This window comes from Pseudomonas sp. zfem004, assembly GCF_032621715.1.
Taxonomy (GTDB): domain Bacteria; phylum Pseudomonadota; class Gammaproteobacteria; order Pseudomonadales; family Pseudomonadaceae; genus Aquipseudomonas; species Aquipseudomonas sichuanensis.
The window spans coordinates 1-2809 of the sequence record NZ_JAVYJF010000029.1 but is presented as its reverse complement, the minus strand read 5'-3'; the positions used below and the strand labels follow the sequence as shown (position 1 = coordinate 2809).

Here is a 2809-nt window from a genome sequence, read left to right as displayed (position 1 = left end):
GGCCGCTCCTACAGAGGACCGTGCAAGTTCACTAGATCAATCGCGATTCTGATCCGCGCACTCGTCCTGGCGCTTCAGCATCTCCACCCTTTCCTCGTGGAGCAGATAGTTGTACTGCATAGCAGTCCCCGCCACCCAGGCCCCAGTCTGCAGCGCCGCCTCGTCCCCTCCTTGAGCGGCGGGCGCCAGCACCCCGATCACCTGCGAGTTCATCGTCAGCAATCGTTTCTTCTGCTCGGGGTCCATCGTGCCATACCACTGCGACAGGCTGCCAACCAGCGCTTCGTTCACCCCAGCGGCCAACGCCCCTGTCTTGAAATCACCGCCCGCCGCTTCCGCCGCCAAGCCTCCCATGATGGCGTGCAGGCCGATCTTGGCGATACTGCCATCCTTCAGGTCCCACCGGTCAGGACTGGTCTGGTCACCCACCCAGTTGAAGCCTGCGGCGGCAAAGGTGTTGGCGAGGCTGCTGCGCAAGGCATCACTGAACGAGCTGTCACCGCCCAAGGCACGATCGAGCACGGTAGAAGTGCCGTTCTGCAGCAACTGGTTGCCCGCGAAGCGACCTATGCCTTCCAGTTTGGAGAGGCTTTCGGTAGTGACTACTTTTCCGCCGTTCTCCAGCACCCCGGACGGGCCCGTTTGGGTCCCCATCCAATCGTCAAACAGCCCTGCGGTAAGCCCGGCCGTTATCCCGGAAACAAGATAACCGCGCAGGGCATCGCTCGATGTCAGGTCCTTGAATACCGCGCCCAGGTCGCCCTGATTGTTGATGGTGCTGACGGCCGCACTGCCCATCGCAGAGGTGGCTATGGTCGTCAGCGCTATGTTCGCCCATCCTGCCGTAGTTGCCGCAGTGGTTGCCGTAGCTGCCGTACCGGCTGCCATGGCTGTGCCCGAACCAGCGGTCGCTCCCGATGCCCCTCCAATCAACCCACTCGCGGCCCCGGCTGTGAAATACGCGACAACAATCGCGATGATCATCGCCGACGCAGCACCCAACCCCGAATTGCTGTACTTGAAGGAGTCGTGAACTTCCTTCACCTGCCGCCAATCCACATCCCCACGCTGTTCTGCAGCCTTGATCCAGGCCGGTTGCGGATCGGCCGCGACCATTGCATCAATGGTCTGGCTGACCGTCTGCTGGTCAATCTGACTGAGGTCGATGCGCTTGTCAGAGGTCCATCAGGCTACCCAATGGTTACTCTCCCCCTGCCGGTGGCCCGCCAGCGATAAGCGAGGCTCCTTTTGTGTGCGGATGCATGCCTCATGTTTGCTGGCCAAAGCCACGAGAATAGCTAGGTGATGAGAGTCGAGACGATCAATGCCCAGGGATCGACGATTCCAACACAGGTGGTTCACTACACTTTCTTTCACAAAACGGCTGGAGGCAATCTCCAGCCGCTTTTATCCGCATCTACCTGTACCCTGAGGTCACTTACTGCCCACTTTTTTCTCGCAATAGAGGCAAGGCTCTACACCATAATTGCCTCAACGAAATATTCAGGGTTTCGCCGCTACAGTCCGCCTTATAGATACTATTGATGCAGCGGACGAGTGATATTGCGGAACTTTTTCCGCATCTCTGACGCCAAGCAGAGCCGTGCACGACGGACGGCTTAAGCTACTTTTAGCAGTTCTTCGAACATAAACCTGTCGACTTCCCTGAAGACCAGCTCTATTTCATGCCTTTCACCACTTGCTAAATCATCAGTTGCTGCCTCACTAGCAGGGCAATATCCTCTACAACCGCTTTCGGCCCAGTAACAGAGAGACCGATAAAAGTTTCTGCCTCTATCATTATCAAGTCGCTACCTAGCCTAATTGCTAAGGTATCAATCTCTTGAGACCCACCAACCACCCAAGTTTTATCAATGCCAACCGCACCACTCCTTACAAGGACCGCTCGAAGGGCATCCCTAACGGCATCATCATATTCATTGCCAAGAATAATTGTTGCCATCTCTTTGCTCATTATTAGAAACCTAAATCCTTGCCGCCAGAGCGACTTGCAGACTCAATAATTTGCTCCCAGCTCTTGCCTTTAGCCCTAAGCCAATCGACTGTCGGCCCCAGCTTATCGCCATACTTTTCGATATTCCTGGCGTAAATAGCCTCAAGCTGCGGAGCAGGTGTCAGGTCTTTGTACTGAACGCCTAAGTCTCGGCGCATTTGGTGGAGCTGACGAGCGACTTGCTCAGGTGATGCACCTGCCGCCCGCATGTTAAGTGCAACATCTTCAAGCGCTTTTACTTCATTGACATATGCTTGTCGCAGAGGCGGAAGCCCACCTTTTGTACCAACAACTTTAACGCTATCTTTGACCGTCGAAAAGTACTCCAGTGCCTTTTCAACCTGACCAGCACCAACCGAAATCGGAGTCCCGGCAGGCCTTGGGCGTGGGCCTTCCGCCCCAACCGTGCCAGCACCTAACACAATCATCCCTATCCGATCCAGCGTCGGGGACCACTCCCCCGCGACATCGCTCAGCTTCTTGTAATTGGCCAGCGCACTTCCAATCAGGTCCAGCTTGTACTCTTGGCAGGTTGTCGTAGTGCACGTCATCGCCAGCAGGGCATCCAGCCCCGCAGCAATCTGTCCCATCTTGTCCCTTGCCAGCATAGGCCCAGAGACGCCCTCTACAGACTTGTCGTTGTAGATGCTTTCTTCTGCATATTTTTCTTTAATCCAGCTATCCCGCTGGCAAACCTCATCGCTGCCACAGGATTCCATGCTCGCTTCGAACGATTTCGCATCACCGTGGTCGAGGTGGTTGTACTGCGTAGCAGTCCCCGCCACCCAAACCCCA

General features: G+C 56.0%; 3 protein-coding genes. All 3 read right to left on the bottom strand.

Features of this window, described 5'->3' with window-relative positions; all coding sequences use genetic code 11:
* Positions 1-36 precede the first annotated feature (36 nt).
* On the bottom strand, positions 37-1116 hold the full coding sequence (locus tag RTH46_RS23440) for a DUF637 domain-containing protein (RefSeq protein ID WP_410478596.1): 1080 nt from the start codon (positions 1114-1116) through the stop codon (positions 37-39).
* Positions 1117-1702: 586 nt separating this feature from the next.
* The gene (locus tag RTH46_RS23435; protein WP_316906752.1) at positions 1703-1975 is read right to left on the bottom strand and encodes a hypothetical protein; all 273 of its coding nucleotides are present in this window, start codon (positions 1973-1975) and stop codon (positions 1703-1705) included.
* 2 nt (positions 1976-1977) lie between these two features.
* On the bottom strand, positions 1978-2809 hold an 832-nt coding region (locus tag RTH46_RS23430; RefSeq protein ID WP_316906751.1), incomplete at its 5' end, for a hypothetical protein.